This is a genomic window from Microbacterium nymphoidis, from assembly GCF_021044885.1.
Taxonomy (GTDB): Bacteria; Actinomycetota; Actinomycetes; order Actinomycetales; family Microbacteriaceae; genus Microbacterium; species Microbacterium nymphoidis.
The window spans coordinates 1-24741 of sequence record NZ_JAJNOD010000001.1 but is presented as its reverse complement, the minus strand read 5'-3'; the positions used below and the strand labels follow the sequence as shown (position 1 = coordinate 24741).

At 69.4% G+C, this 24741-nt stretch carries 21 protein-coding genes; 7 read left to right on the top strand and 14 right to left on the bottom strand.

Features of this window, described 5'->3' with window-relative positions:
* Nucleotide 1: 1 nt before the first annotated feature.
* Together LQ566_RS00105 and nusA are read right to left on the bottom strand one after the other, a co-directional pair.
* Entirely contained in the window at nt 2-274 is a 273-nt protein-coding gene (locus tag LQ566_RS00105; protein WP_231089518.1) for a YlxR family protein, read from the bottom strand.
* 160 nt (nt 275-434) lie between these two features.
* Nucleotides 435-1424 (bottom strand): transcription termination factor NusA, encoded by a 990-nt coding sequence (gene nusA / locus LQ566_RS00100; RefSeq protein ID WP_231089517.1) that lies wholly within the window; start codon nt 1422-1424, stop codon nt 435-437.
* A gap of 145 nt (nt 1425-1569) precedes the next feature.
* On the opposite strand from nusA, the gene LQ566_RS00095 reads away from it, so the two are divergent.
* On the top strand, nt 1570-2244 hold the full coding sequence (locus LQ566_RS00095) for a hypothetical protein (RefSeq protein WP_231089516.1): 675 nt from the start codon (nt 1570-1572) through the stop codon (nt 2242-2244).
* Nucleotides 2245-2264: 20 nt separating this feature from the next.
* Here the strand turns inward: LQ566_RS00095 and LQ566_RS00090 are convergent, their stop codons facing one another.
* The 5 genes from LQ566_RS00090 to ispG form a co-directional block, all read right to left on the bottom strand.
* A complete protein-coding gene (locus tag LQ566_RS00090; protein WP_231089515.1) occupies nt 2265-3347 on the bottom strand; it encodes an LOG family protein in 1083 nt (360 codons plus the stop codon).
* Between the two features lie 55 nt (nt 3348-3402).
* On the bottom strand, nt 3403-4242 hold the full coding sequence (locus tag LQ566_RS00085) for an alanyl-tRNA editing protein (RefSeq protein WP_231089514.1): 840 nt from the start codon (nt 4240-4242) through the stop codon (nt 3403-3405).
* 69 nt (nt 4243-4311) lie between these two features.
* Complete coding sequence (locus tag LQ566_RS00080; RefSeq protein ID WP_231089513.1) at nt 4312-5298, bottom strand: DUF3558 domain-containing protein; 987 nt, start codon at nt 5296-5298, stop codon at nt 4312-4314.
* 60 nt (nt 5299-5358) lie between these two features.
* Nucleotides 5359-6270 carry a serine protein kinase RIO gene (locus LQ566_RS00075; RefSeq protein ID WP_231089512.1) on the bottom strand — a complete coding sequence of 304 codons (912 nt, stop codon included), beginning with the start codon at nt 6268-6270 and terminating at the stop codon, nt 5359-5361.
* Nucleotides 6271-6494: 224 nt separating this feature from the next.
* Nucleotides 6495-7625, bottom strand: a complete 1131-nt coding sequence (ispG, locus tag LQ566_RS00070; RefSeq protein WP_231091333.1) for a flavodoxin-dependent (E)-4-hydroxy-3-methylbut-2-enyl-diphosphate synthase — start codon at nt 7623-7625, stop codon at nt 6495-6497.
* Nucleotides 7626-7899: 274 nt separating this feature from the next.
* On the opposite strand from ispG, the gene LQ566_RS00065 reads away from it, so the two are divergent.
* Together LQ566_RS00065 and LQ566_RS00060 are read left to right on the top strand one after the other, a co-directional pair.
* Nucleotides 7900-9825: a chorismate-binding protein gene (locus tag LQ566_RS00065; RefSeq protein WP_231089511.1), complete on the top strand. Its 1926-nt coding sequence runs from the start codon at nt 7900-7902 to the stop codon at nt 9823-9825.
* A complete protein-coding gene (locus LQ566_RS00060) occupies nt 9825-10277 on the top strand; it encodes a DUF3592 domain-containing protein (RefSeq protein ID WP_231089510.1) in 453 nt (150 codons plus the stop codon). The genes LQ566_RS00065 and LQ566_RS00060 overlap by 1 nt, the downstream gene beginning before the upstream one ends.
* A 210-nt stretch (nt 10278-10487) precedes the next feature.
* On the opposite strand, the gene LQ566_RS00055 is transcribed toward LQ566_RS00060, so the two are convergent.
* Nucleotides 10488-11813: a M50 family metallopeptidase gene (locus tag LQ566_RS00055; RefSeq protein WP_231089509.1), complete on the bottom strand. Its 1326-nt coding sequence runs from the start codon at nt 11811-11813 to the stop codon at nt 10488-10490.
* Nucleotides 11814-11975: 162 nt separating this feature from the next.
* Between LQ566_RS00055 and LQ566_RS00050 the strand changes: the two genes are divergently transcribed.
* Complete coding sequence (locus tag LQ566_RS00050) at nt 11976-13598, top strand: Mur ligase family protein (RefSeq protein WP_231089508.1); 1623 nt, start codon at nt 11976-11978, stop codon at nt 13596-13598.
* Between the two features lie 69 nt (nt 13599-13667).
* Here the strand turns inward: LQ566_RS00050 and dxr are convergent, their stop codons facing one another.
* Nucleotides 13668-14750 carry a 1-deoxy-D-xylulose-5-phosphate reductoisomerase gene (gene dxr, locus LQ566_RS00045; RefSeq protein ID WP_231089507.1) on the bottom strand — a complete coding sequence of 361 codons (1083 nt, stop codon included), beginning with the start codon at nt 14748-14750 and terminating at the stop codon, nt 13668-13670.
* Nucleotides 14751-14837: 87 nt separating this feature from the next.
* Entirely contained in the window at nt 14838-15800 is a 963-nt protein-coding gene (locus LQ566_RS00040; protein WP_231089506.1) for an FKBP-type peptidyl-prolyl cis-trans isomerase, read from the bottom strand.
* A 222-nt stretch (nt 15801-16022) separates the two neighbouring features.
* Between LQ566_RS00040 and LQ566_RS00035 the strand changes: the two genes are divergently transcribed.
* Entirely contained in the window at nt 16023-16742 is a 720-nt protein-coding gene (locus LQ566_RS00035) for a lysophospholipid acyltransferase family protein (RefSeq protein WP_231091332.1), read from the top strand.
* Nucleotides 16743-17376: 634 nt separating this feature from the next.
* Here the strand turns inward: LQ566_RS00035 and LQ566_RS00030 are convergent.
* The gene (locus LQ566_RS00030; protein ID WP_231089505.1) at nt 17377-17841 is read right to left on the bottom strand and encodes an OsmC family protein; all 465 of its coding nucleotides are present in this window, start codon (nt 17839-17841) and stop codon (nt 17377-17379) included.
* 76 nt (nt 17842-17917) lie between these two features.
* Between LQ566_RS00030 and LQ566_RS00025 the strand changes: the two genes are divergently transcribed.
* A complete protein-coding gene (locus LQ566_RS00025; RefSeq protein WP_372459785.1) occupies nt 17918-18913 on the top strand; it encodes an asparaginase in 996 nt (331 codons plus the stop codon).
* A gap of 44 nt (nt 18914-18957) precedes the next feature.
* Here the strand turns inward: LQ566_RS00025 and LQ566_RS00020 are convergent, their stop codons facing one another.
* A complete protein-coding gene (locus LQ566_RS00020; RefSeq protein ID WP_231089504.1) occupies nt 18958-21876 on the bottom strand; it encodes an FtsK/SpoIIIE domain-containing protein in 2919 nt (972 codons plus the stop codon).
* 147 nt (nt 21877-22023) lie between these two features.
* The gene (locus LQ566_RS00015) at nt 22024-22779 is read right to left on the bottom strand and encodes a PP2C family protein-serine/threonine phosphatase (RefSeq protein ID WP_231091330.1); all 756 of its coding nucleotides are present in this window, start codon (nt 22777-22779) and stop codon (nt 22024-22026) included.
* A 296-nt stretch (nt 22780-23075) separates the two neighbouring features.
* Here LQ566_RS00015 and LQ566_RS00010 point away from each other — a divergent pair, with 296 nt between their 5' ends.
* Nucleotides 23076-23861 (top strand): DUF4870 domain-containing protein, encoded by a 786-nt coding sequence (locus LQ566_RS00010; protein WP_231089503.1) that lies wholly within the window; start codon nt 23076-23078, stop codon nt 23859-23861.
* A gap of 58 nt (nt 23862-23919) precedes the next feature.
* Here LQ566_RS00010 and LQ566_RS00005 read toward each other — a convergent pair whose 3' ends face one another.
* The gene (locus tag LQ566_RS00005; protein WP_231091329.1) at nt 23920-24666 is read right to left on the bottom strand and encodes a YaaA family protein; all 747 of its coding nucleotides are present in this window, start codon (nt 24664-24666) and stop codon (nt 23920-23922) included.
* Between the last annotated feature and the right edge of the window lie 75 nt (nt 24667-24741).

The window sequence follows — 24741 nt, the reverse complement described above, 5'->3', positions numbered from 1 at the left end:
CTCATTTCGAGCCGTTCACTTTGTTTCCATAGCCGTTCAGCCGTTTCTCGATGGTCTGCGTGTCAAGTGGCCCCGACACACGGAGTGCTCGCACGAACGCCCGCCGCTGCAGCGCCTTCTCGAGGCACTGCGCATCGTCGTGCACCCACGCACCCCGCCCGGGCATCGAAGCCCGCTCGTCGAAGACGAGGGAGGTTTCGGAGGCCACTACCCGCAGAAGAGCGGAGCGAGATGCACGGCTGCGACATCCGACGCACGTCCGTACGGGTTCCATGTTACACCTCCCCGGTGCCTGCTCGCTCTCATCGCCATCGGCCGCTGCGACCCTCCTGGCGCGGGATCACGGTGCTGGAGCGGAATCCGGCATCGCTGCCCCGGCCAGGCAGTGGCGCGCGGCTCCGGCGTTTCGCCGTCGCCTGCGCCGCCTCAGCGGATCACTTGTCGTCGAGAATCGAGTCCGGCTGGATATCGATCTTGGCGCCCGTGAGCTTCGCCGCCAGGCGGGCGTTCTGCCCCTCCTTGCCGATCGCCAGGGACAACTGGTAGTCGGGCACCAGCGCGCGGACGGCCTTGGTGGTGGCGTCCAGGACGAAGCTGGAGCTCACCTTCGCCGGCGACAGCGCGTTCGCCACGAACGTGGGCAGGTCAGGGCTGTAGTCGACGATGTCGATCTTCTCGCCCGAGAGCTCCTCGGTCACCGCGCGCACGCGACGGCCCATCTCGCCGATGCATGCACCCTTGGCGTTGACCTGCGGGTCGTTCGCGATGACGGCGATCTTGGTGCGATGCCCCGCCTCGCGAGCCAGGGACTCGATGGTGACCAGGCCGTTCGCGATCTCCGGGACCTCCAGCGCGAAGAGCTTGCGGACCAGGCCGGGGTGGGTGCGCGAGACCGTGATCTGCGGACCCTTGTTGCCCTTGGCCACGGTGGTGACGTACACGCGGATGCGCGACCCGTGCGTGTACTCCTCGCCCGGGACCTGCTCCTCGGGAGGAAGGATGGCTTCGACGGATCCGAGGTCCACGTGGATCATCTTGGGGTTGGGGCCCTGCTGGATCACTCCGGCGACGATGTCGCCCTCTTTGCCACGGAACTCCCCCAGCACGGCGTCGTCGGCGATGTCGCGCAGACGCTGACTGATGACCTGCTTGGCGGCGAACGCCGCGATGCGCCCGAAGTCCTCGGGCATGTGCTCCTCTTCGCCGATGACGGCGTCCTCATCATCGAGCACCGGGATGTAGACGGCGACGTGACCGGTCTTGCGATCCAGCGACGCGCGGGCGCCGGCGGGCAGCGATCCCTCCGGCGAGGTGTGCTTGGCGTAGGCCGTGAGCACCGCCTGCTCGATGATGCGAACGAGTTCGTCGAAGGGGATCTCCTTCTCTCGCTCGATGTTGCGCAGCAGTCCGAGATCGATCTCCACGGTGGGCCTCCCTATTCAGCTCTTCACCCGCGAACGGGCATCCTCTCCAGGATACTCGCTCGGCGAGGCGCGGCGGCACATCGGGATCCCACCGAGATCGCCCGCGACCATGGGAAGCTCGGAGGAACGACACCGAGGAGGACTCATGATCTCTCGACGAATGGCAGCGCTGCCGGCTGTACCCGCCATACCCGTGCCCCCGTTCGCGACGCGCGAGGACCATGATCGCTACCTCCGCATGCTGCAGCTCCACCTGGCGCTTCTCGACGACGGTGGTCCCGCGCTCGGGACCATCGCCTTGTCGGCCGCGCTGGAGGCAGGACGCCGCGATGGGCGAGCGTTTCCCGCGGGGCTCAGTGCGCTCGAGCTCACGGCGACGCTGACGTCGTGGTTCCCCGTCGCGTGGACCCTGGACGCGCTCGCGGCGGAGCTCGTCCACCATCTCGGCCGGGACGCTCCCACACTCCACCGCGGGCGGTGGCACTGGTTCACCGACCCCGACTTCCTCGCGGAACCGGCTGGCGCCGGCTGGCGCATCACCCGCCATGAGCGCGGCGGCCGGGAGGAGAAGACGGTGTCGGACGACCAGGTTCTCATCGCGGTGTGGGTCGAGCACTTCCGCGCCTGGCACAGCTACCCACTGGCGTGGCGGGTACCCGCCGAGGACATGGCCAACCTGGCACCGGCGACAGCCGCCGTGCGCCGCATCGATGCTGCGGACGCCGCACTGCCCTACCGCGCGATCTGGCGCGCCGCGGCCCGCGAGGCACTGCGCAGCGCGGGCGACGAGCGAACCGCGTCCGGTACACAGCCTCGCTGAGACGAGAGCGATACCGCCCGCTACTCCGAAGGGTTCTTCGTTCCCGCAGGCACGCGTTCGGGCGCGGAATCCAGCTCGTTGATCGCCCGGATCAGGTGGAACAAGTGCCCCACCTTGAACGGGTTCAGGATCATCGTCAGTCGCGGCAGCTCGGGAACGTCCTGGTCGGCGATCTCCACGGGCAGCGCCGACATGCTCTCGATGCGCCCGGAGACGAGCAGGTGGCCGAAGCGTTCGTTGAGCGATTCCAGCTCCTGCGGCGTCGGCGTCGCTCGGATGCGGAGCACAAGCAGCTCGTCGATCCACCGGAGCGAATCGTAGTTGCGCCAGAATCCGGTGATCTCCGCCTCGGCCTCCGCCACGGAATCCGTGATCAGAACGCGCTCCAGGTCGTCGCCCGAGACCACGCCCGCGGGAATCATCTGTTCGTCGACGAAGCGACGCAGACCCGACCAGAACTGTCCTCCGGGCTCGTCGAGCAGGACGATCGGCATCGGCTCCGCCTTCCCGGTCTGCTGGAGGGTCAGCAGCTCGAACATCTCGTCCATCGTGCCGAAGCCGCCCGGCACGCACACGAAACCGCTGGACTCCTTCATCAGCATGAGCTTGCGCGTGAAGAAGTACTTCATCGCCACCACGTTGTCACGATCGGCGAAGATCGCGTTCGGTCGCTCCTCGAACGGCAGCCGGATGGACACGCCGATCGCCCGATCGGGTCCCGCTCCCTCCGCGGCCGCCTGCATGATGCCCGGGCCCGCTCCCGTCACCACCATCCAGCCGCGTTCGGCCAGACGTTCGGCGATGTCGTGCGCCTGCCCGTAGAGCGGATCATCCGACCGCGTGCGAGCGGAGCCGAAGATGGTCACCTTCGGCACGCCCGCGTACGGAGCGAAGATGCGAAACGCGCGGCGCATCTCCGCCACTGCGGACGCCGTGATCTTCAGATCGAGCCGCTCGGTGCCATCGCGGCCCAGCTCGATGGCCGTGCCGATGATGCGGCGGATGAGCTCCCGGTTCGCCGTGATGCCGGCGTCGTGCAGCATGCGATCCATCTCGGCGCGCAGGGTCTCGTCGGGTCCGGGTGTGACGGTGGCTTCGGTCATGCCTCCACCCTCCCATGCCCCGGGGAACGGCGCCTGAACGGTTGCGCGCGCCGGTTCAGACCGCCGTCGCGGTGGTCGTCATCACCAGCGTCTGGGCGTCGGGCTGCGCGAGCTGCACCGTGATGGAGCGGAAATCGGCGAGGGATGCCACGTGGGTGCCGCCGCACGGGAAGGCTGCCTCGCCCTCCGGGAGCGTGCAGTGCCAGGTGCGCATGTCGGTGATCCCCGGCCCCGCTGTCTCGATGCGGCTGGCCGATCCCGCCGCGACCCACGCGGCCAGCTGGACGTTGGCCCGCTGCTCTCGCTCGGCCAGCGTCGCCGCCAGCGTCTCGCTGTCGAACCCCGCCTTGCGCAGGCTCTTACCGAGACGGTACCGGTCGACGCTGCCGTTGGCGTGGATGAAGCTGGACTCGTTGGCGCGGCCCTCGAAGTCGGGGTTGCCGAGCGGGTCGGGACGCACCTCCTTGTGCCAGAGGTCCGCGAGCGCGGCGTCCAGGGCGAGCGAGGCGAGGTGACAGGCGGTGTGTCCCCGGCTGAGATCCAGGCGCCGGCCGGCGTCGACCAGCGCGTGAACGGCGGAGCCCTCGGCCAGGGAACTCCCGGCGCCGATGACGTGTGCCACCAGCCACGTCCAGCCGTCGGTGCCGCGCTTGACGGGGATGTCGGCGCCGATCAGCAGGTCGGTGCCGTTCTCCGTCGCGGCCATCATCGTGTCGATCACGCGTACTTCCTCGCCCGCGGAGATGATCGTTCCGGTGTCGCCCGGCTGATCCGGCCAGGTGTGATCGACCGGATGGAATGGCGTGGTGTCCAGCACGACCACGGCGCCGTCGGGGTGAGGCCGCACCGCTGTCACGGTGGCATCCCCCGTGATCGCACCGGAGGGAAAGGTCACGAGCGTCTCATTCACGCAGGCAACTCTCTCACGGCGGAGGGACGTGGGAGCTGAGCGCAGGGGCGCGCTTCAGAGATCCGTGCGCTCGGTCAGCACCGACAGGATGGAGCCGAGGAGGTCGTCCTGCATGTCGATGTAGCCGTAGCTGGCGAATGCCAGACGATTGACCCCGACGTCCACCACGCCGGTGGTGAGTCCGGCGTCGTCGACGGTGATCCACCCGCGATCGGCGCCCTCGACCTCGAAGTCCTCTCCGCTCGGCTCCCGCCCACGGTCCGCGCCGCCGGGATAGAAGGTGACGGCGATGCCGTCCTCCTCCGGCTGATGAGCTGCGCACCACCCCGCTCGCCCATCTGCCGCCAGCACGTCCCAGAGCGGTCCGTGGGGCTGCGAGTCGTTCTGGACGCCGGGCTCCGCGTCCGGCATTCCGCCATCGCGCGTCGCGTCGACGATCACCGAGCAGTCCGGCACCGCCCAGGATCCCGGAGGGAGCGGGGCGGCCACGGGGCGCTGTCCGATGAGACGTGCACCGACACGACCCACCACGGCCGACAGGGCATCCTCGCTGCCCGCACCGGCGATCAGCCAGGAGTCGCCGACCGCGAGCTCGGCCATGCAGAGGTCGGGGCCGTCGGTCTCGGGGCAGGCGACGATGTCGGGCGTGGCCAGCGCATCCTCGGAGACCAGGGACAGCGGGAGGATGTCCACCGAGACCGCCCCGGCACCCCCCGCGTCCCAATGACAGCTGAGAGCGCCGGCGAGATCGGAAGCCGGGTCGGTGCCGCGCAGATCCGTCGCCGTCCAGACCGCGGGCGCGATCGCGCTCAGGTCCTCGTCCGTGAGCACCTGGGCGCAATCGCCGGCGAAGGCCATCTCCGGCGCGGCCGGCGCGGCATCGTCCGTGCTCGTCGGTTCGGTCGTCGGGTGCGCCGTCGCCGACGGCGAGGGAGTCGCCGGGGCGCTCGTGGTCGCCGATCCGGGACCTGTCATCGTGCACCCGGTGAGCACGAGCGTCGCCGCTACGGCGGTGAGGAATCGAGCGAGCGGAGAGCGCATCCTTCGATCATAGGGAAGGCCCACACCGGCAGCCGCAACGATTCGGCCACGCCGACCGGCTCACCACAACTGGGCGATGACGTCGGCGAAGACCTCTTCCGCCTCCACCTCGACGCCGCGACGCTGGAACCACGTGCACACGTTCAGGACATCGCGGTGCAGGAAGTCCGCACCCGCGGGATTCGCCGCGAGGTCCACGATCTGCGGGAGATCGATCACCACCACACGCCCGCGATGCAGCAGCAGGTTGTAGGCGGACAGGTCACCATGCGCGAGGCCCGCCCGGGCGAATGCGATCAGCAGCGCGCGCACCTGCTCGAACGGATCGGCCAGCTCCGCGCCGCGCAGCCGCGTCTGGGCGAGCCGAGGCGCCGCCTCTCGTCCATCACCGATGAACTCCAGCAGGACTTCCGTTCCCGACACCTGCACGGGATACGGCACCGGGATCCCGGCTTCGTAGGCGGCGCAGAGCGCGGCGAACTCGGAGCCCGCCCAGTGGCCGGCGGAGACGGATCGCCCGTACGTGGACTTCTTCTCGACTGCTCGCACGTCGCGGGAGCGCCGCAAACGCCTTCCCTCCTCGTACTGCCCGGACCGATGGAAGTCGCTGGTGTCGGTGCCGCGGTAGCGTTTCGCGGCCAGCAGGCAGCCCTCGCGGTCGGGGACCGCACGCTCGATCAGGTGGACGTCGGCCTCCTTGCCGGTCTTGACGACGCCGAGCTCGGTATCGAAGGCCGCAGCACTGGTGACCAGCCAGGCAGGGTGCGGAAGCGGTCCGCGCTCCGTGGGCGACGCGGACGGCCAGGTGCTCCACCGCTGACCGGGACCGGGTTCGCGCTGGTCGAAGGCCTGGCCGCCCAGGACGTCGTCGTCGAATCCGCCGAAGGACGGGGACGAAGAAGGATTGGGGTGAGCGGGGGCGGGCTGAGAGGTGGATGCAGATGCGGAGTCGATGAAGGACTCGAAAGACATGAGGAAGATCTCCGGACAGGAGGCCGCCGCTCAGTCGATGCGGAACGTCAGAATGCGGCCTCAGAGAGGTGAGAGGGTACGGATGACACCGTGATCGTGTTCATCGGTCATCACTCCTCTCCCTCGTTCCGGCCAGCCGGGTCGCGCGCATCGCGACCCGTTCACGCTAGCGCCTCCGCTGCGCGCAGACAAGGGTGCACGGCCCGGAGCGCCAGTCCGCCGTGTCAGCTCGTGACGACCTGCGCGGTGCCGAGCGGCGCATCGGGGCCCATCTCAGCGGCGATCCGGTTGGCCTCTTCGATGAGCGTGGCGACGATGTCCGCCTCGGGAACGGTCTTGATGACCTGACCCTTCACGAAGATCTGCCCCTTGCCGTTGCCGCTGGCGACACCGAGGTCGGCTTCGCGCGCCTCGCCGGGACCGTTCACGACGCAGCCCATGACGGCAACGCGCAGCGGAACGGTCATGTCCTTGAGACCCTCGGTCACGTTGTCGGCCAGCGTGTAGACATCGACCTGCGCACGCCCGCAGGACGGGCAGGAGACGATCTCGAGCTTGCGCTCGCGCAGGTTCAGCGACTGCAGGATCTGATGACCGACCTTCACCTCTTCGGCGGGCGGGGCCGACAGCGAGACGCGGATGGTGTCGCCGATGCCCTCAGAAAGCAGGATGCCGAACGCCGTCGCGGACTTGATGGTGCCCTGGAACGCCGGCCCTGCCTCGGTGACGCCGAGATGCAGTGGCCAATCCCCCCGCTCCGCCAGTTGACGGTAGGCCTTGACCATCACGATCGGGTCGTTGTGCTTGACGGAGATCTTGAAGTCGTGGAAGTCGTGCTCCTCGAACAGGCTGGCCTCCCACACCGCGCTCTCGACGAGAGCCTCCGCGGTGGGCTTGCCGTACTTCTGCAGCAAACGCTTGTCGAGGGATCCGGCGTTCACACCGATGCGCAGAGACACTCCCGCTGCCTTGGCTGCGGCGGCGATCTCTCCCACATTGCCGTCGAACTCGCGGATGTTGCCGGGGTTCACCCGCACCGCGGCGCAGCCGGCGTCGATGGCGGCGTAGATGTAGCGCGGCTGGAAGTGGATGTCGGCGATCACCGGGATCTGGCTCTTCTGCGCGATCGCGGGAAGGGCGTCGGCGTCGTCCTGGCTGGGAACGGCGACCCGAACGATCTCGCAGCCAGACGCGGTCAGCTCCGCGATCTGCTGCAGCGTGGCATTGATGTCGGTGGTCTTGGTGGTCGTCATCGACTGCACCGAGACGGGCGCGTCTCCGCCCACCAGCACCTTGCCGACACGGATCTGTCGACTCTTACGACGCGGGGCAAGGACTTCGCGGGCGGCGGGCATACCGAGATTCACAGCGGGCACGACTCCAGCCTACGGCCTGGTGCCTGCACGGCGGCCGTGTCCGGCCGGTGAATCGGCCACGCACCGCACGCGTCACACGACGTGAGAGCAACGCGCACGCTGTGATAGGTTCGGCGCATGCACGCGAACCAGTCCTGGTGGCCCGCCTCCTGAGGCGGTGTTTCGCGTAGCCACGATTCCAGACCGCCCCGCAATGGGCGGTCTTTCTTGTTTCGAGCCCTCGAATCAGACTCCGCCCCGAACAGGAGAACACATGACCGGGTCGCTGACGCCCGAGACCGATCCGTCCGTGGAAGCCGAGCACGAGTCGGCGATTCCGGCATCCGGCGCCTTCGTGCTGCTCGCCCGCCAGGGCTCACCGGATGTGGAGATCCTCACCGGCGAGGTGTCCGACGTCGACCTGCTCTCGGACATCCCGCTGGTGGTGGACGGCACGCCCCGCGAGGTGTTCGCGCTGGTGCCCTACCGTCAGGTGCGCGAGCGGGGCTTCTCCGCCCACGACGACGATGCACCGCTTCGCACCCTCGTGATCGATGAGCACGTCCGCGTGCCTCGGGCAGAGCTCATCGCCGAGCTTCCGACAACGCCCGTCCCCCTGACCGACGCCGGTTTCGACATCTCGGACGACGAGTACGCCGAGATCGTCCGCACGGTCATCCGCGATGAGATCGGCCGCGGCGAGGGCGCCAACTTCGTGATCCGCCGTGACTATGTCGCCGGTGTCGACACCGATCCCCGCGTGGCCGCGCTCACCTGGTTCCGCGCCCTGCTCGAACACGAGCGAGGCGCCTACTGGACCTTCGCCGTCGTCACCGAGGGCCACGTCGCCGTCGGCGCCAGCCCGGAGGCACACGTCTCCGCGCAGGGTGGCGTGGTGACCATGAACCCCATCTCGGGTACGTTCCGCCACCCGGCGGGCGGCGCCACCAAGGAGTCCCTCAGCGAATTCCTCCGCTCCACGAAGGAGACCGAGGAGCTGTTCATGGTGGTGGACGAAGAGCTCAAGATGATGTCGGCCGTCTGCAGCGATGGCGGACGCATCACCGGCCCGCACCTCAAGGAGATGTCGCGGCTCACGCACACGGAGTACATGCTCCGGGGTACGAGCCGGATGGACCCGCGCGAGATCCTCCGCGAGACGATGTTCGCCCCGACCGTCACCGGCTCCCCGATGCAGAATGCCTGCACGGTGATCCAGCGTCACGAGCGCACGCCGCGCGGCTATTACTCCGGCGTCGCGGCGCTGTTCACACCCAACGACGACGGTGGCCACGACCTCGACGCGCCGATCCTCATCCGCACCGCGTACCTCGTCGAGGGCCGTCTGCGTGTCCCGGTGGGTGCGACCCTCGTCCGCCACTCCGATCCCGCCGGTGAGGTCGGCGAGACCCACGGCAAGGCGGCCGGAGTGCTGGGTGCGATCGGTGCGATCCCCCGGGACGTGCCCACCACCGCGGCCGACGAGGACCCCGACGCACCGCAGCCCGAGCCGATCTCGCTCGCCGCGGATCCGGAGATCGCCGCGCTCCTCGCCTCGCGAAACGGCCGCCTCGCGCCGTTCTGGATGAACCCCCAGGACGGCGCCGACGACGCCATCGCCGGGCCGTTTTCCGGTTCCGGCGCCCTGGTCGTGGACGCCGAGGACCGCTTCACCACCATGCTCGCGCATCAGCTGCGCCACCTCGGCCTGAACGCCACGATCGTGCCCTGGAACGAGGTCACCGACGAGCAGGTTGCCGCAGCCGATCTGGTCGTCGCCGGCCCCGGCCCCGGCGACCCGCGCGACGATGCCAGTGCACGTATCCGGCGCATGCGCGATGTCGTCACCGCCCGCCGTTCGGCGCATCAGCCTCTGGTCGCGGTCTGCCTCAGCCACCAGATCCTCGCCGACTCGGTGGGCATCGACCTCGGCCCGCTCGATTCGCCGCACCAGGGTGTCCAGAAGACGGTCGACGTCTTCGGCGAGCCGGCATCGGTGGGCTTCTACAACACCTTCACCGCCCGCGTCTCCCCCGGCACCACCGCCGTCGGCGATCTGGAGGTCTCCGCCGACGACCGCGGCGACGTGTACGCGCTGCGCGGCCCCCGGACGGCGTCGGTGCAAGGGCACCTCGAGTCCATCCTGTCCAGGGACGGTCTGCACACGCTGGAGCGGCTCGTCGCTCAGGCCCTCGCCTGATGCCCCGGGAGGGCTCGCGGGGATGGGGCTGGCCCTGGTCGGTGCTCTCCCTCGCGATCGGCCTGGCGGCTCTGGTGTTCGGTGGGGTTCAGATCGGCGCCGACGCCGTCGAGGCCTCGCGTGCCTCCTCCCCGATCGAGGCGACCGTCACGCAGGTGGACTACGCGTCGGGCACTGGAATGGGCAAGCGGTACTTCCCCACCGTCGAGTACACGGTGGACGGAACCCGCTATGAGGAAGGCACCGCGAACCACCGCGGCAGCGAACCGCAGGTCGGCGAGACGCTGACCGTGACGTACGACACGGCGGATCCTCGACGCGTGTCGCTCACGGGTGAGAGCGGTGGCGGTGGTGCGGACTGGGCTGGGTCGATCGTCCTGCTGGTCATCGGCGCAGGACTCATTGCCGCCGCGGTCGCGCTCAGCCCCGTCGCACGCTCGCGCCGCCGCTGACGCTCGAGGCTGGTCGGCCCCGTCGCATGGGTCTCACAATCCGCACCGCCGACCGGATGGTGGTACCGAAAGTGAGACCGGAGCCCCGAGCGGTCTCAGGAATTGTCGAGCGGATGACTGCTCGGCGCGGATGGTGAGACCACAGCACGGGCCGCACACCGCCCTGGCCGCGCCCCGGGGCACGCACCAGGCGCCAAGTGGGTGGGAGCCTCAGCCTCCGAGGATGCTGATCGGGTTCACCACATCGGTGACGACCAGCAGCGCACCCATCGCAATCAGGAACACCACGACGACGAACGTCACCGGAACAAGTTTGGTGGCATCGACCGGCTTCGGCGCCGGGCGGCGCAGCAGCTTCGCCCACGTGCGCTTGAGACCGTCCCAGAGAGCAACGGCCACGTGGCCGCCGTCGAGCGGGAGCAGGGGGATGAGGTTGAAGACGAACAGCGCGACGTTCAGTGAGGCGACCAGGCTGAGCATGCCCGCCACGCGACTGGCCAGCGGCGCGTCAGATGCGGCGACCTCGCCGGCGATGACGCCGACCCCGACGGGCGATATCGGCCCGTCCGGGTCGCGCTCGGCGCCGGTGAAGAGCGATACCGCGGTGCCGTAGAGCTTCTGCGGCAGCTGGACCATGACCCCCGCGACCGCGCCGACGTTGTTCATCGCCTGCTGCGGGCCCGCCCACAGCGGCTGCGGCACCATCGCGGTCTGGGCCACCACGCCGATGAAGCCCGCGGGCTGCGTCTTCGTGGTGCCATCGGTGTTGGTCTCGACGTTGCCGTCGGATCCCACCACGGGCCGCTCCGTGAGCAGCGGCGTGAGCTGGACCGTCTGCTCGGCGCCGTCCCGGCGGATCTCGACGTCGAGCTGCTTGCCCGCCGATGCGGCGATGATCGCAGACACGTCCGAGAACTCGTGCACGGCGGTGCCGCCGATGGCGAGGATGGTGTCGCCCGGCTGGAGGCCAGCCTGCGCCGCCGGGGCGACCGGGTCGCTGGGTGCGCAGGTGTTTCCGGCGACATCCGACTGCTGGACGCACTGGCTGACGCTCGCGAGGGTCGTGGTGGCCGTCTGCACACCGAACCCGCTGAACACGATGGTGAACAGCACGATCGCGAGGATGAGGTTCATCACCGGACCGCCGAGCATCACGGTGATGCGCTTCCAGGTCGCAAGCGCATAGAAGGTGCGGTCTTCGGAGCCGTCGAGCGTCTCGTCGTTGGCTGCGCGGGCATCCTGCACCATGGTGGCGAAGAAGCCGGCACCGGCCCGCCCCGCCCGGCTTCCCTTCGGAGAAGGCGGATACATTCCGGCCATCGAGATGTAGCCCCCGAGGGGCAGCAGCTTGAAACCGTACTCGGTCTCACCGAAGCGGCGCGACCAGATGGTCGGCCCGAATCCGATCATGTACTGACCGACGCGCACCTTGAAGAGCTTCGCGGGGGCGAGGTGGCCGATCTCGTGCAGCGCGATCGACACGGCCAGCCCCACGAGGATCACGGCCATACCGATGATGAAGTAGACGACGCTCACATGTGGAGGCTACCGCCCGCTGCCTTTGAGTTGGCTCATGAATCCACCCGACGCCCGCAGCTCACGACACCGTGCTGAGTGGTGTGTGCCTCGGTGCAGGATGCGTCTCGCATCGGGCGCGCCGCCTCGCGAAACGCGCCCGCGTGGAATGATGGATGAGCCATGAGCAGCGACATTTCCACCCCGAACCTTCCGCCGGTCCTCCGCCCGGAGAACCCGCCGCACCGCGCCCTGCGCGAGCTCGCCGACCGCTTCGGCGTCGGCACTCGCGGAGACGTCGCGGATGTGGTCCTCACCGGTATCACCCTCGCCACCGCCGATCTCCGCCCCGGCGAGGCCTTCGTGGCGATTCGCGGCGTCAACCGGCACGGTGCGGAGTTCGCTCCCATCGCAGCGGAGAAGGGCGCCGTCGCGATCATCACCGACGAGGAAGGTGCGGCGATCGCCGCCGATGCGGGCCTTCCGATCGTTGTCGTCGACGATCCTCGCGGCACGCTCGGCGCACTGTCGGCGTGGGTGTATTCCACCGGTGCCGACGACGAGCTCCCCCTCCTGTTCGGGACCACGGGGACGAACGGCAAGACGAGTGTGTCGCACCTGCTGGAGGGCATCCTCCGCCAGATCGGTGTCACCACGGGTCTGTCCTCGACCGCCGAGCGGCACATCGCCGGACAGGTCATCGTCTCCCGCCTCACGACGCCCGAGGCCAGCGAGTTCCATGCGCTGCTGGCGCTGATGCGTGAGCGTCATGTGGAGGCCGTGGCCGTGGAGGTCAGTGCGCAGGCGCTCAGCCGGCACCGCGTCGACGGGCTCATGTTCGATGTCGCGGGCTTCACGAACCTCACGCACGACCACCTCGACGACTACGCAGACATGGCCGAGTACTTCGAGGCGAAGCTGCCGCTGTTCACGCCGGAGCGTTCCCGTCGCGCGGTCGTGAGCCTGGATTCCGCCGCGGGAGCGCAGGTGGTCAAGCGCGCCGGGGTTCCGGTGGTCACCATCGGCACCCCCCTGATCGCTCCCGATCCCGAGGCGGCACGCGCCGCCGACTGGGTGGTGGACATCGTCGAGGAGCGCCAGTCCGGCACCCGCTTCACCCTCACCGCGCGTGACGGGCGCAGCCTCACCACCGTGGTTCCCGTGATCGGCCCCCACATGGCCGCCAACGCCGGTCTCGCGATCGTGATGCTGCTGGAGGGCGGCTACGACTGGGATCGCATCGTTGCAGCGCTCGATCGTGACGGCGGTGTCACCGCGTACCTTCCCGGCCGCACCGAGCTGGTCTCGGGAGAGCGTGGTCCGGCCGTCTACGTCGACTTCGGGCACTCCCCCGATGCCTTCGAGAAGACTCTCGCGGCCGTGCGGCGCGTCACGCCCGGAAAGGTGCTGATGCTGTTCGGCGCCGACGGGGACCGTGACGCCACCAAGCGTCACGACATGGGACGCGCCGGTGTGCTGGGCAGCGACATCCTGGTGATCACCGACCACCACCCGCGCTTCGAGGAGCCGAGCGGCATTCGCCGCACCCTGATCGAAGGGGCCCGGCTCGCACAGCCGGACGCCGAGATCCACGAGTTCTCACCGCCCGAGACGGCGATCGTGGAGGCCGTCAAGCTGGTCGGCGAGGGCGACGCGATCCTGTGGGCCGGTCCCGGTCATCAGGATTACCGCGACATCCGCGGGGTCCGAACCCCGTACTCCGCGCGCGAGCTCGCGCGCCGCGCCCTGCGCGATGCCGGCTGGCCGGTCCCCGCGCCGCGCTGGCCGGTGCCGTACACCGACTGACCCGTTTCATTGCGCGCAGTTGGCTCCTATCCCGGCGCGGAAGGAGCCAAGTGAGCGCAATGAGACTGACTATGCGTTCGCGATGAGGGCATCCGCTGTCCGGCGGGCCCAGGCCTCCGCCTCCGCCAGCGACTCACGCGTGAGCGCCGCCGGGGCATCATGCGCATCCACGACCCGATCGATCAGCTCGACGATGCCGAGGAACGGCAACCGACCCTGGTGAAACGCATCGACGGCCTGCTCATTGGCGGCGTTGAAGACGGCGGGGAAGGTGCCCCCGGCGCGACCGACACGCTTGGCCAGCCGCACCGCCGGGAACGCGTCGTCATCGAGCGGTTCGAACGTCCAGCTCGTCGCGGTGGTCCAATCCAGCGGCTGACCGACTCCCCCGATGCGGTGCGGCCAGTCGAGGCCGAGCGAGATCGGCAGGCGCATGTCGGGCGGCGAGGCCTGCGCGATCGTGGAGCCGTCGATGAATTCGACCATCGAGTGGACGACCGACTGCGGGTGCACCACCACGTCGATCCGGTCGTAGGGGATGTCGAAGAGCAGGTGCGCCTCGATCACCTCCAGACCCTTGTTCACCAGGGTCGCGGAATTCGTCGTGACGACACGACCCATGTCCCAGGTGGGGTGCGCCAGCGCCTCGGCGGGGGTCACGTCCGCGAGTGAAGCCCGATCGCGGCCGCGGAACGGGCCACCGGAGGCCGTGACGACCAGGCGCCTGACCTCCGCGGACGTACCCGAGCGCAGTGCCTGGGCAAGCGCAGAATGCTCCGAGTCGACCGGGACGATCTGTCCCGGCTCGGCGATGGAGGTGACCAGTTCGCCGCCGACGATCAGAGACTCCTTGTTGGCCAGCGCCAGCGTTCGCCCGCTCTCCAGCGCCGCGAGCGTCGGTCCCAGGCCAACCGAGCCGGTGATGCCGTTGAGCACGACGTCCGCCTCGACATCGCGCACCAGTTGCTCGGCCTCCACGGCACCCATCGCGGTGTGCTCGACATGGAACTCGGCCGCCTGCGCCGCGACGGCCTCCCGATTCGTCCCGGCCGCGAGCCCCGCGACCTCGAATCGTCCGGGGTTGGCCCGGATCACATCCAGTGCCTGCGTGCCGATCGAGCCGGTGGAGCCGAGTATGAGGATACGACGCATGTCCTCAGCCTAACGAGGCACGCCACCCGCCCCACGAGAAGCGCGCCGCCCCCGACCGGGACGGCGCGCTCTCACGGAAGATGCCGATCAGCCCGCCGCAGGGGTGGCGGACTCGATCTTCACCACGAACACGAGGGTCTCGTTCGCGAGCTCGTTGCCGGTTCCGGCGTAGCCGCACTTGGGCGGCATTGCGACGAGCACGGTGGAGCCGACCTTCTGGCCCTCCAATGCGCGCTTGAATCCGGTGACCACGCCCGTGGTGGCGAAGGTCGCGGGCTCGCCGCGGTCCCAGCTGCTGTCGAAGGTGGTGCCGTCCGACCACTTCACACCGGTGTAGTCGACCGTCACGCTGTCGCCCTCGCCGACGACGTCGCCGTCGCCCTCGGTGAGCACGCTCAGCTCCACCTCGGTGGGTGCGGCGGTGCCGGCCGGGATGGTGATGGTGGGCTTGCCGGCAGAATCGAATGCCACCTCAGGCAGCTTCCCGGGCTCCTCCGAGACGGTGCACCACTGGGCGCCGGGAGTAGCACCGAGCACATCGAACACCCAGTAGCCGGCGGAGCCGTCCTGCTGCGGCGCGGTGATCACGATGCGGCTGCCGACCGTCGCGCAGCCGAAGATCTGGCCGATGCCGGTGGTGGACGTGAGCTGCTCGTTCAGGCCGGTGCCGTCGTGGCCCTGGTCCGAGGTCTGCTTGCCCGCCGCATCGAACATCGTGACGGCATAGTTCACATAGTCGCCGTCGGCGAGCTTGTCGCCAGTGCCCGCGACGGCGACCGTGCGCTGGATCTCGGTGGGAACGGTGGCATCACCGATCGTGATGGTGGGGGCGGCGGCGAGGTCGTCGCCGGTGACCGTGACGGACTTCGAGATGTCGCCTTCGGCCGCAGGCTGCTCGCAGACGTCGGTGGCGGCGGCGGTCCCGGCGGAGGCCGACGACGAGGCTGACGCGGACGAACTGGCGCCGGGCGTGGACGTTCCCGCACAGGACGTCAGCGCGAGGGCCGCGAGGCCGAGGGCGATCAGGGGGAACAGGCGGCGTGAGCGCACGAAGGCACCTCTCTTGTTCGGACGGATTCCTCATTCTCGCGCATCCCCATACGGATCTGCTGAGAGCTCCGGGCTTCGAGCAGCCCCTGCCGGGACGCGCGCGGGCAACGGGGCATGCCTGCTTCGGAATGCGCGCCGCGTTAAAATCTCCCAATGACCTCTCACGAGTCCGAGAACGCCGACGCGCCCGTAGTCGACACCCGCACGGACTCTGCCGGCACCATGAACCGGGGTGCGTACTTCCTCGGGCGGCTGGCCATCGGCCCCATCGCGCGGCTCATCTATCGGCCGCGCATCGAGGGTCGCGAGAACATTCCGCGCTCGGGCGGTGTGATCCTGGCGAGCAACCATCTTTCGTTCATCGACTCGATCGCGATTCCGGTCGCCGCTCCACGCCCCGTCCACTTCCTCGCCAAGTCGAGTTACTTCGACGGCACGGGATTCGGCGGGTGGGCATCACGCACGTTCTTCACCTCCATCGGGGCAATCCCCGTGCGACGCGGCGCGGGCCAGGCGGCGCTGGACGCGCTGGATCAGCAGCGACAGATCCTCGACCAGGGCCGTGCGGTCGCCCTCTATCCGGAGGGCACGCGTTCGCTGGACGGGCGCCTGTACAAGGGGCGCACGGGTGTCGCCTTCCTGGCTCTGCAGACCGGCGCGCCTGTGGTCCCGGTCGGCCTCATCGGGACGGACAAGGCCCTGCCGAAGGGAGCGAAGTTCCCCTCCCGCAAGGAGCGGATCACGGTGCGCTTCGGCGAGCCGATCGACGTCACCCGTCACGGTGCCGCCGACTCGGGGCGTGCGCGTCGCCTCGCCACGGATGAGATCATGGCGGCGATCCACGCCCTGTCCGGCCAGGAGCTGGCTGGCGTGTACAACGAGGCCCCGGCTCAGAACCCGATCGAGCGCATCAAGCAGGTCCTCCCCCACGAGCGACGCTGAGTCACGAGCCGGGCTGAGCCACGAGCCGGGCTGAGTCACGCGCCGCGCTGAGCCATGAGCCGCGCTGAGCCACGAGCCGCGCTGAGTGACATGCCGGCACCGACATACGACCGGCGCTGAGTCACCACTGTGGTGATTCACGAACGTTGCCGACCCGCCAACGACCCGACTCACGAACAGTCCCCATACACGAGCGGTGCTGAGTCACGAACAGTGCCGACACACGAGTGGTGCTGAGCCACGAACAGTGCCGACATACGAGCCGTGCTGAGCCACGAACAGTGCCGACACACGAGCGGTGCTGATTCACGAACAGTCCAGACACACGAACGACGCCGGCTCACGAACAGTGCCGATACACGAGCGATGCTGAGTCACCAGCCGCGCCAACTCGCGAGCCACACTTCTTCACGAGCCCGCGCGACACACGACCGGAACCGACACACGACCGGAACCGACACACGACCGGAACCGACACACGACCGGAACCGATACAGGACCGGAGCCGACACTCGACCCGCGCCGACACACGACCCGCGGCGGCCATGCCGGCGGCGGACACCAGCCACACCCGCGCTGCTGATCCCGCGAGGGGCGGCGACCAGGCGTCGCGAGGCGGTGGCGATTCGCTCCGTCAGGCGACGACGATCTCCGGTTCGACGCGAACGGGGAAGTTCACCGAGTTCGCGATGAAGCACCATTCGTGCGCATCGTGATGGGCGGCTGCGGCGCGCTCGACCATGTCGGCATCGCGCACGGTCACACGCGGGCGGAGCACGACCTCGGTGAAGCGTCCGCCGTTGCCCTCGGTCACCATCGTGCCCGAGGCGTCGTCCGTATACGCCACCACGACCACCCCGGCGAGGACGCAGGCGTGCAGGTAGCTGAGCAGATGGCAGGAGACCAGCGATGACAGCAGCAGGTCTTCCGGGTTCCACCGCTGCGGATCGCCGCGGAAAGGCTTGTCCGCGGAGGCGAGCAGATCTGCTTTCCCGTCCACGCGGACGGTCACGGAGCGCTCGTAGTCCCGGTAGCCCGTGGTTCCCGTTCCGGTGTTCCCGGTCCACTCCGCGTTCTGACGGTACTCGTGCTCGCTCATGCTGGCAGTCTCTCACGCCGACGGTTGCGCACGCCGCGGAAGCGCTGCCGTGCGCCGCTAGGCTGGGACGGTGACGGTGATGGAAACCTTCGGTGTGCAGGATGCGGTCGAGCTGGCCGTGGTGGACCGCAACGGATTCGTGGAGTCACGGCACGCCGGCGCGGCGATCGTGCTCTCCCCGGACGGCGAGGTGCGCGCCTCGTTCGGCCCCTCGGACGCGCTCATCCTGCCGCGCTCGACCCTGAAGCCTCTGCAGGCGCTGGGTTCTCTCACCGCCGGCGCTCAACTGGCCGGCGAACAGCTCGCGATCTCCACCGCCAGTCACGTCGGAACCGACCTGCACGTCGAAGTGGTGACGGAGATGCTGCGAGGTGGCGGATTTTCGCCCTCCGCACTGGAGTGCCCGCCGTCGTGGCCCGCCGACAACGCCACACGCGACAACATGATCCGCCGCGGCGAGGACATCTCTCCCCTGCGGATGGCGTGCTCCGGCAAGCATGCCGCCATGCTGCTCGCCTGCCGGGCATCGGGATGGGAGAGCGCCGGCTATACCGACCCCGCACATCCGCTGCAGGCGCACACGCGTGACGTGATCGAGCGCTTCGTCGGTGAGAAGATGCAGATCACCACGATCGACGGATGCGGGGCTCCCGTGTACGCGATGACCATCGCGGGGCTCGCTCGTGCGATTCAGCGGGTCGGCACGGCGTCGGAACGATCGCCGTTCGCGCTGTACCGCCTCGCGGGCGAACTCATGCGAGCGGTACGCGAGAACCCATGGACCATCGAGGGTCCGGGACGACCCGACAGCGCACTCGTCGAGAAGCTCGGGGTCTACTCCAAGTTCGGGGCCGAGGGCGTGCAGACCATGGTCGCCGCTGACGGGACCACCGTCGTCGTGAAGACCCTGGATGGCTCGACGCGCGTCGGGCATACTGTCGCCGTGCATCTGCTCGGCCAGGCGGGGGCGCTCTCTGCGGCACAGGTGGCTGAGGCGGATTCCGTCCTCGGACTGGATGTGCGCGGCGGCGGGCGCCCGGTGGGCAGGATCCGCTCCACAGTTCATCTCTGATCCTCGCTCGGCCACAGGCGCGTCACGGCACCGCTGCATCCCCCTCATTCCCACGAGACCCGCGTCAGCGCGCCGCCCATACGACAGAGCCAGGCACGCCCGGGGAGCGCGAACGGCGGCAGGGAGCGGTCACCCGTCAGCGTGCGTACATCGCCCGAGCACTCCGCCGCGATCACCAGCTCCCCCTCCCGCCGCACGGCCTCGAGAACCCGCCACGCGCGCTGCCACTGCTCGGGGTCTCCCACCAGCACGACTCCGCGCGGTGGGTCCAGGTCGGTGGCGGGGACCTCGGACACGCACAGGAGTGTCGCCGCCCAGATCCGCTCCAGGTGACGATGGCGCTCGGCCGAACCGCGCAGCACGACCCCGGTGAGGATGTCCGCTCCGGGCCGCCATCGCGTGGGGGCCCCGGGCTGCACGGCGGAGTCGTGTCGTCCTGGCCGCGGGTTCGAGGTGTTCCCCGGGTGCTCTCGCCCGGGCGACCGCAGCTCGCCGCCCGTCCGGCGCCGCACCGCACCGGGTCCACGCTCACCCACATCAACGGCACTCACCGGTGGTGCCGCAGCCCGCTCGACTCGGCGATCCGGCTCGGTGTCGTCACGGCACAGCAACTGCACCTCCATTCCATCGAGCGTGGCCCGTCCAGGAGGTCGGTTGTGGCGAAAGCCGGATGATTCCCCGCCAGCCAGCAGATGGTCGGATCGATTGGCCTGGGCGAGAACGGCGCGCCGGGGAATGAGGTCGATGATGCGAGCGCACGGGCCGGAAGCGCGCTGCGCGGTGACCACCACCGTCGTGCCCGTCATCCCGGCCCGGCGCACCAGGCTCTCGACACGGGCCGCGGCGTCCCCCGCCCAGGGCTCGGGCCACATCGTGAGAAGCACGTCCAGGTCATCAACGAGCACGAGCTCGGGAGAGTCCGCCTCCCAGCGCGCGAGGGCGTCCCACGCCGCCTCGGGCTCGGATGGGATCCGGAGCGTGTGCGCCACATCGGCGTCCACGAGGTCGACGAACGTCGTCTTGCCCGACCGTGCCTTCCCCAGCAGCACGAGTCCCCGCTCGCCGACACGCAACCACACCGGCAGTCGCCGCTGGTGATCGGGGTCGTCTGCCACAGCGATGAGGAGGTGGCCCGCGTGGCCGGACGCCTCGCTCCCGATGAGAGCATCGGCGTCGCTGACGGCGATGTGCTCCGGCAGCGGAGGCAGCCAGGGCCGTGCATGGGGGCGTTCACCCTGGGGCGTGCTGGCAAGCCGATCGAGATCGGCGGGCGACGTCAGCGCGATGCGGGTGCGCACCGGGACGGCGTCTCCACTGCGGCGCACATACGCCAGACCGCGTCCGTCCGGCCCCCCGGGGATACGCGCGGCGCTGTCCTCACCGATCACGGCGCGGCTGTCCTGCTCGCTCGACACGCGCAGGGCGATGCGGAGCGGACAGTTGGCGAGGGTGGCATCGCGCACCACTCCGGCCACTCGCTGCGCACCGATCACGAGGTGCATGCCGAGCGCCCGGCCGCGAGCGGCGATATCGGTGAAGACGGGTTCGACCTCGGGGTGCTGCGCGATGAGCGCGGGGAACTCGTCCACCACGATGACGAGGCGCGGCAGTTCCACGCGGCTGTCGCCGATGTCTCGCGCCCCGGCCGCAGCGATCACCGCCTCCCGGCGTCGGATCTCCGCCACGAGCGAGCGGACGGCGCGTTCGGCGAGTTCGCCGTCGAGATCCGTCAGCACACCCACGACGTGAGGAAGCACCGCGAGCGGCTCGAACGCGGTCCCGCCCTTGAAGTCCGCGAGCAGCAACTGCACGGCCTGCGGAGAGGACGCGCGGCAGAGACCCGCGACCCAGGTGATGAGGAACTCACTCTTGCCCGCGCCCGTCGTACCCACCACCACCGCGTGCGGACCGTCCGTCACGATGTCCAGCGAGGCATCCTGTCCCGCCGATCTGCCGATGCAGGCCGCGAGCTCACCCTCGGCATCGCCCAGCTCCGCGAAGCGCACGAACGGATCCTCGGAGGACGCCTCGCTGCGAGCCCGTTCCCGCAGCGAGTGCGCGGTGCTGACGGCCTGGGCCTCGGAGACCGCTTCGCATCGCAGCGGGACGCTGACAGCGCCGTGGCCGACGACGGCGTTCAACGCGTCCTGCAGCTCGATCACCGTCGGCGTGCCGGTGGGAACGCTGCTCTGGCGATCCACCCAGCTGATGGTCACGTCGGCCGGTGGACGAGGATCCGCCGGCCCGACGAGCGCCAGCGTTCGCGCGTCGGCGGCGCCGAGGGCGTGGGGAAGGTCGCACGCCCACGCCTCTCCCCGCGCGAGCACCTGCCAGCGCCCCGGCGGATGAAGCAGGCAGGCCTGCAGCACGATCGCCCGGGCCACCGCCGCCGCGGCGACCGGGTTGCCGCGCACACAAATGTCCCCGTTCAGGGGTACCGCGACCGGTGACCGGGCAAGGGACTGCGCCCGGGCACGCAGCTCTCGCACCTCCGGTCGATCGTCGCCCCGCCCGATGGTGCTCGCCACGTCCACCGTTCCGCTGCCGAGAGTCACCGTACCGTCCCTCTGCGGGTGGGCGCGCCAGATGGTCTCGGGCGCAGCGAGCAGGTCCGCTGAACTCGGATGCGCCGCCCACCGGGCACGGCGCTCCCGCGCATGCTGTTCTGCGACGGTGTCTGCGGCGGCGTCGACAGCCGAGAGGAAAGCGGCGCGCTCGCGTCGGCTCTCCCGCCTCTGCCCTCGAGCGCGATCCGCGAGCCCCGCGGCGAGCATCAGCGGCCCGAGCGCCGCGAACCACAGCATGAGAGCGGAGCCCGTCATCAGCCACATGCCCATCGCTCCGACGATGGGTACCACGGCCGCCACCAGGGGCAGAGGTGCGCGCGGCTGTGGCGATGGGGCGGGCGGCAGCGCGACTGGCTCATCCCCGGGGGATGTCTGCGCGGCGAGGAGGAAGCTCATCCCCCGACGATGGCGGATCGCTGCGGCGGACGTGCGCCGCTCACCGGCGATCGGGATGACATTCCGACGCTGGGGCGCTGGGGAGGAAGCCCACCGCCCGTTCAGCCCCTCATGCTCGTACGGCGACGAGATGCCGGAGTGACGGTGTCAGTGCGAGGAAGGCGTTCGGGCGACGTCCAGCACGATGATGGTCACGTTGTCCCGGCCACCGTTCTCCAGTGCCGCCTGCATCATCGCTTCGACCGCATCGCGTGGGTCGGGGTTGGCATTGAGGAAGTGCTGGATGCCGTAGTCGGTGAGCTCTTTGGTGAGCCCGTCCGAGCACACGACGAAGCGGTCGCCGTCACAGATCTCCACGCGCACGTAGTCGGGGACGACCTTGTCGCTGGGGCCGACGGCTCGGGTGATGACGTTGCCGTAGGGGTGGTTCTCCGCCTCTTCCGGACTGAGTCGTCCGGCGGCAATGAGTTCCTGAACCACGGAATGGTCCGTGGTGAGCTGGTCGAGCTGATCGTCTCGCAGCAGGTACACACGAGAGTCGCCGATGTTGAGGGTCACCCACGATTCGCGCGCAGCGTCCGTATCGAGGTAGAGACCGGTCAGCGTCGTTCCGGTGCCTTCGTCGGTGGTCTCCGGATGCGACATGATGTCTGCCACGGCGCGCGTCAGTGAGCGTTCGATGGCCTTCGCGGTGACCTTGCCCTTTTCCACCATCGCGCGCAGTCGCTCCACCGTGCTGGCGCTCGCGATCTCGCCGCCGATGTGCCCGCCCATGCCGTCTGCCACGACGAACAGCGGGTAGCTCGTGAGGAACGCGTCCTGGTTGACCTCCCGCCGCCGACCCGTGTCGGTGGCGCCGTACCAGGTGAGCGTGACGTCATCACCGCTCGGCAACGCGACCACGAGGGATTCGGTCGTGCCGCGCTCCGTCACGCCGGGCCTCCCTCAGGTTCTGACACCTCGCATCGAGGCTGTGATTCATCCTAGTAGACGAGGGCGACATCCTCCCGCGCGCGCCACGAGTCTGCGGGAATCGCATCCCCCGTTCAGCGCGTGTGCGCAGGCGGCGCCGAGAACGACAATTGCGGTGTCCCTCGTTGCCTCGCGGGGGTGTGCATACTACCTTTATTGCTTGCGGACCTCGCATTCCGCGCCCCGCCTGATTTTCTGCGCGGAACGAAACAGAAGGAAGGCCCCACATGAGCGATCCGAACGGCTCACAGCCGCAGCAGCCCCAGGAGCCCTACGGCGCTCCGCAGCCGCCGGCTCAGGACCCGGCAGCGGGTCAGCCGCAGCCCGGTGCCTACGACCCGAACGGCGGACAGCCGCAGCCCCCGCAGTACGAGGCCCCCGCTGCGCCGCAGTACGGCGCACCCCAGGCTCCGCAGCCGGGCGCGCCCCAGTACGGCGCTCCTCAGGCGCCCCAGTACGGCGCACCTCAGGCACCCCAGTACGGCGCACCCCAGGCACCCCAGTACGGCGCACCCCAGGCACCCCAGTACGGCGCACCTCAGGCTCCTCAGCCGGGCGCACCGCAGTACGGCGCCCCGCAGGCCCCTCAGTACGGCGCGCCTCAGCCTGGATATGGCCAGCCCCAGTACGCCGCGGGGGGCAATGCCCCCTACACGCCCCAGCAGGATCAGACGATGGCGATGTGGGCGCACCTCAGCGGCATCCTGTCGATCATCCCGCCGCTCATCATCTGGCTCATCGGCAAGGATCGCGGTCCCCGCACGAGCGTCGAGGGCAAGGAGGCGGTGAACTGGCAGATCACCGTCATCATCGGCCAGGTCGCTGTGGCCATCGTCGCCGCCATCCTGTCGGCGATCCTCTGGTCGACTGGCGCCTGGGGCGTCGCAGGCCTGGTCAGCAATCTGCCCTGGCTCCTCTGGGTCGCGAACGTGGTGTTCTGCATCATCGCCGCGCTCAAGGTCAACAGCGGCGGCAGCTACCGCTACCCCGTGAACTTCCGCTTCATCAAGTAAGCGTCACGAGAAGAAGGGGCCGGAGCATCTGCTCCGGCCCCTTCTGCGTCCGCGGATTTCAGACGACGAGTTCCAGTTCGGTGTTGCGTTCCCGCAAGAGCACGCCGGCCCCAGCTGCCCATCGCAGCAGGCCGTCACGCGAGCGCACCCGGGGCCGGTCCTCGGCCAGCCGGCGCACCAGCTCACCCTTCGCATGCTTGTTGAAGTGATTCAGGGCGCGGACCGTGCCGTCCTCCCCCGCGGTCACCACGCGCACATAGGCGTGGGGAACCTCCGCGGGAATCGGACCCAGGGCCGCGTAGGCCTCCGACCGCAGATCCAGGACAAAGGCCGGGGCATGAACGGCGACGGCGGCGGAGACCGCCGACCCCCACAGACGCTTGAGCGGACCGAGCGCCGGAAGAGATGTGCCGGCAGCGAGGCGGTACGCGGGGATCGCGTCCAGAGCGCCCACGGGCCCGAACGGCGCGCTGTGGATCATCACGTGTGCACCGAGCCAGCGACGAGCGGTCCGGTCCAGCTCCCCTGCCGCCAGCGCATCGAAGAGGACTCCGGTGTATCGATCCACTGCGGGCAGTGTCGGAGACTCCCGCAGCGCCGCGTTGACGGCGATGTCGCTACGCTGGCGCTCGCTGAGCTTGAGCACGCGGGCGGCCTCGTCCGGGTCCGCGGACAGCGCGACGAGGGCGTCGACGGTCCGCTCCCGCTGTGGCTGGAGGGCACCGAGCGCAAGCCGGGTGAGGTCCAGCGGCGCGCCCGATCCGCCGGGACGCTTGGTCTCGGACGGTGGCAGAAGAACCAGCACGATGTCCTTTCCCGATGACACCGAGGTCATCACACGACGAAGCGCGCCGGCAACCCGAGGGCTGCCGGCGCGCTT

Bases quoted from the DNA above. Each gene is read 5' to 3' on its own strand.
- LQ566_RS00080 (WP_231089513.1), bottom strand. From the start codon at position 5,298: ATGCGCTCTCCGCTCGCTCGATTCCTCACCGCCGTAGCGGCGACGCTC.
- LQ566_RS00095 (WP_231089516.1), top strand. From the start codon at position 1,570: ATGATCTCTCGACGAATGGCAGCGCTGCCGGCTGTACCCGCCATACCC.
- LQ566_RS00075 (WP_231089512.1), bottom strand. From the start codon at position 6,270: ATGTCTTTCGAGTCCTTCATCGACTCCGCATCTGCATCCACCTCTCAG.
- ispG (WP_231091333.1), bottom strand. From the start codon at position 7,625: ATGCCCGCCGCCCGCGAAGTCCTTGCCCCGCGTCGTAAGAGTCGACAG.
- LQ566_RS00065 (WP_231089511.1), top strand. From the start codon at position 7,900: ATGACCGGGTCGCTGACGCCCGAGACCGATCCGTCCGTGGAAGCCGAG.
- LQ566_RS00010 (WP_231089503.1), top strand. From the start codon at position 23,076: ATGAGCGATCCGAACGGCTCACAGCCGCAGCAGCCCCAGGAGCCCTAC.
- LQ566_RS00035 (WP_231091332.1), top strand. From the start codon at position 16,023: ATGAACCGGGGTGCGTACTTCCTCGGGCGGCTGGCCATCGGCCCCATC.
- LQ566_RS00050 (WP_231089508.1), top strand. From the start codon at position 11,976: ATGAGCAGCGACATTTCCACCCCGAACCTTCCGCCGGTCCTCCGCCCG.
- LQ566_RS00060 (WP_231089510.1), top strand. From the start codon at position 9,825: ATGCCCCGGGAGGGCTCGCGGGGATGGGGCTGGCCCTGGTCGGTGCTC.
- LQ566_RS00105 (WP_231089518.1), bottom strand. From the start codon at position 274: ATGGAACCCGTACGGACGTGCGTCGGATGTCGCAGCCGTGCATCTCGC.
- LQ566_RS00020 (WP_231089504.1), bottom strand. From the start codon at position 21,876: ATGAGCTTCCTCCTCGCCGCGCAGACATCCCCCGGGGATGAGCCAGTC.
- LQ566_RS00030 (WP_231089505.1), bottom strand. From the start codon at position 17,841: ATGAGCGAGCACGAGTACCGTCAGAACGCGGAGTGGACCGGGAACACC.
- LQ566_RS00090 (WP_231089515.1), bottom strand. From the start codon at position 3,347: ATGACCGAAGCCACCGTCACACCCGGACCCGACGAGACCCTGCGCGCC.
- dxr (WP_231089507.1), bottom strand. From the start codon at position 14,750: ATGCGTCGTATCCTCATACTCGGCTCCACCGGCTCGATCGGCACGCAG.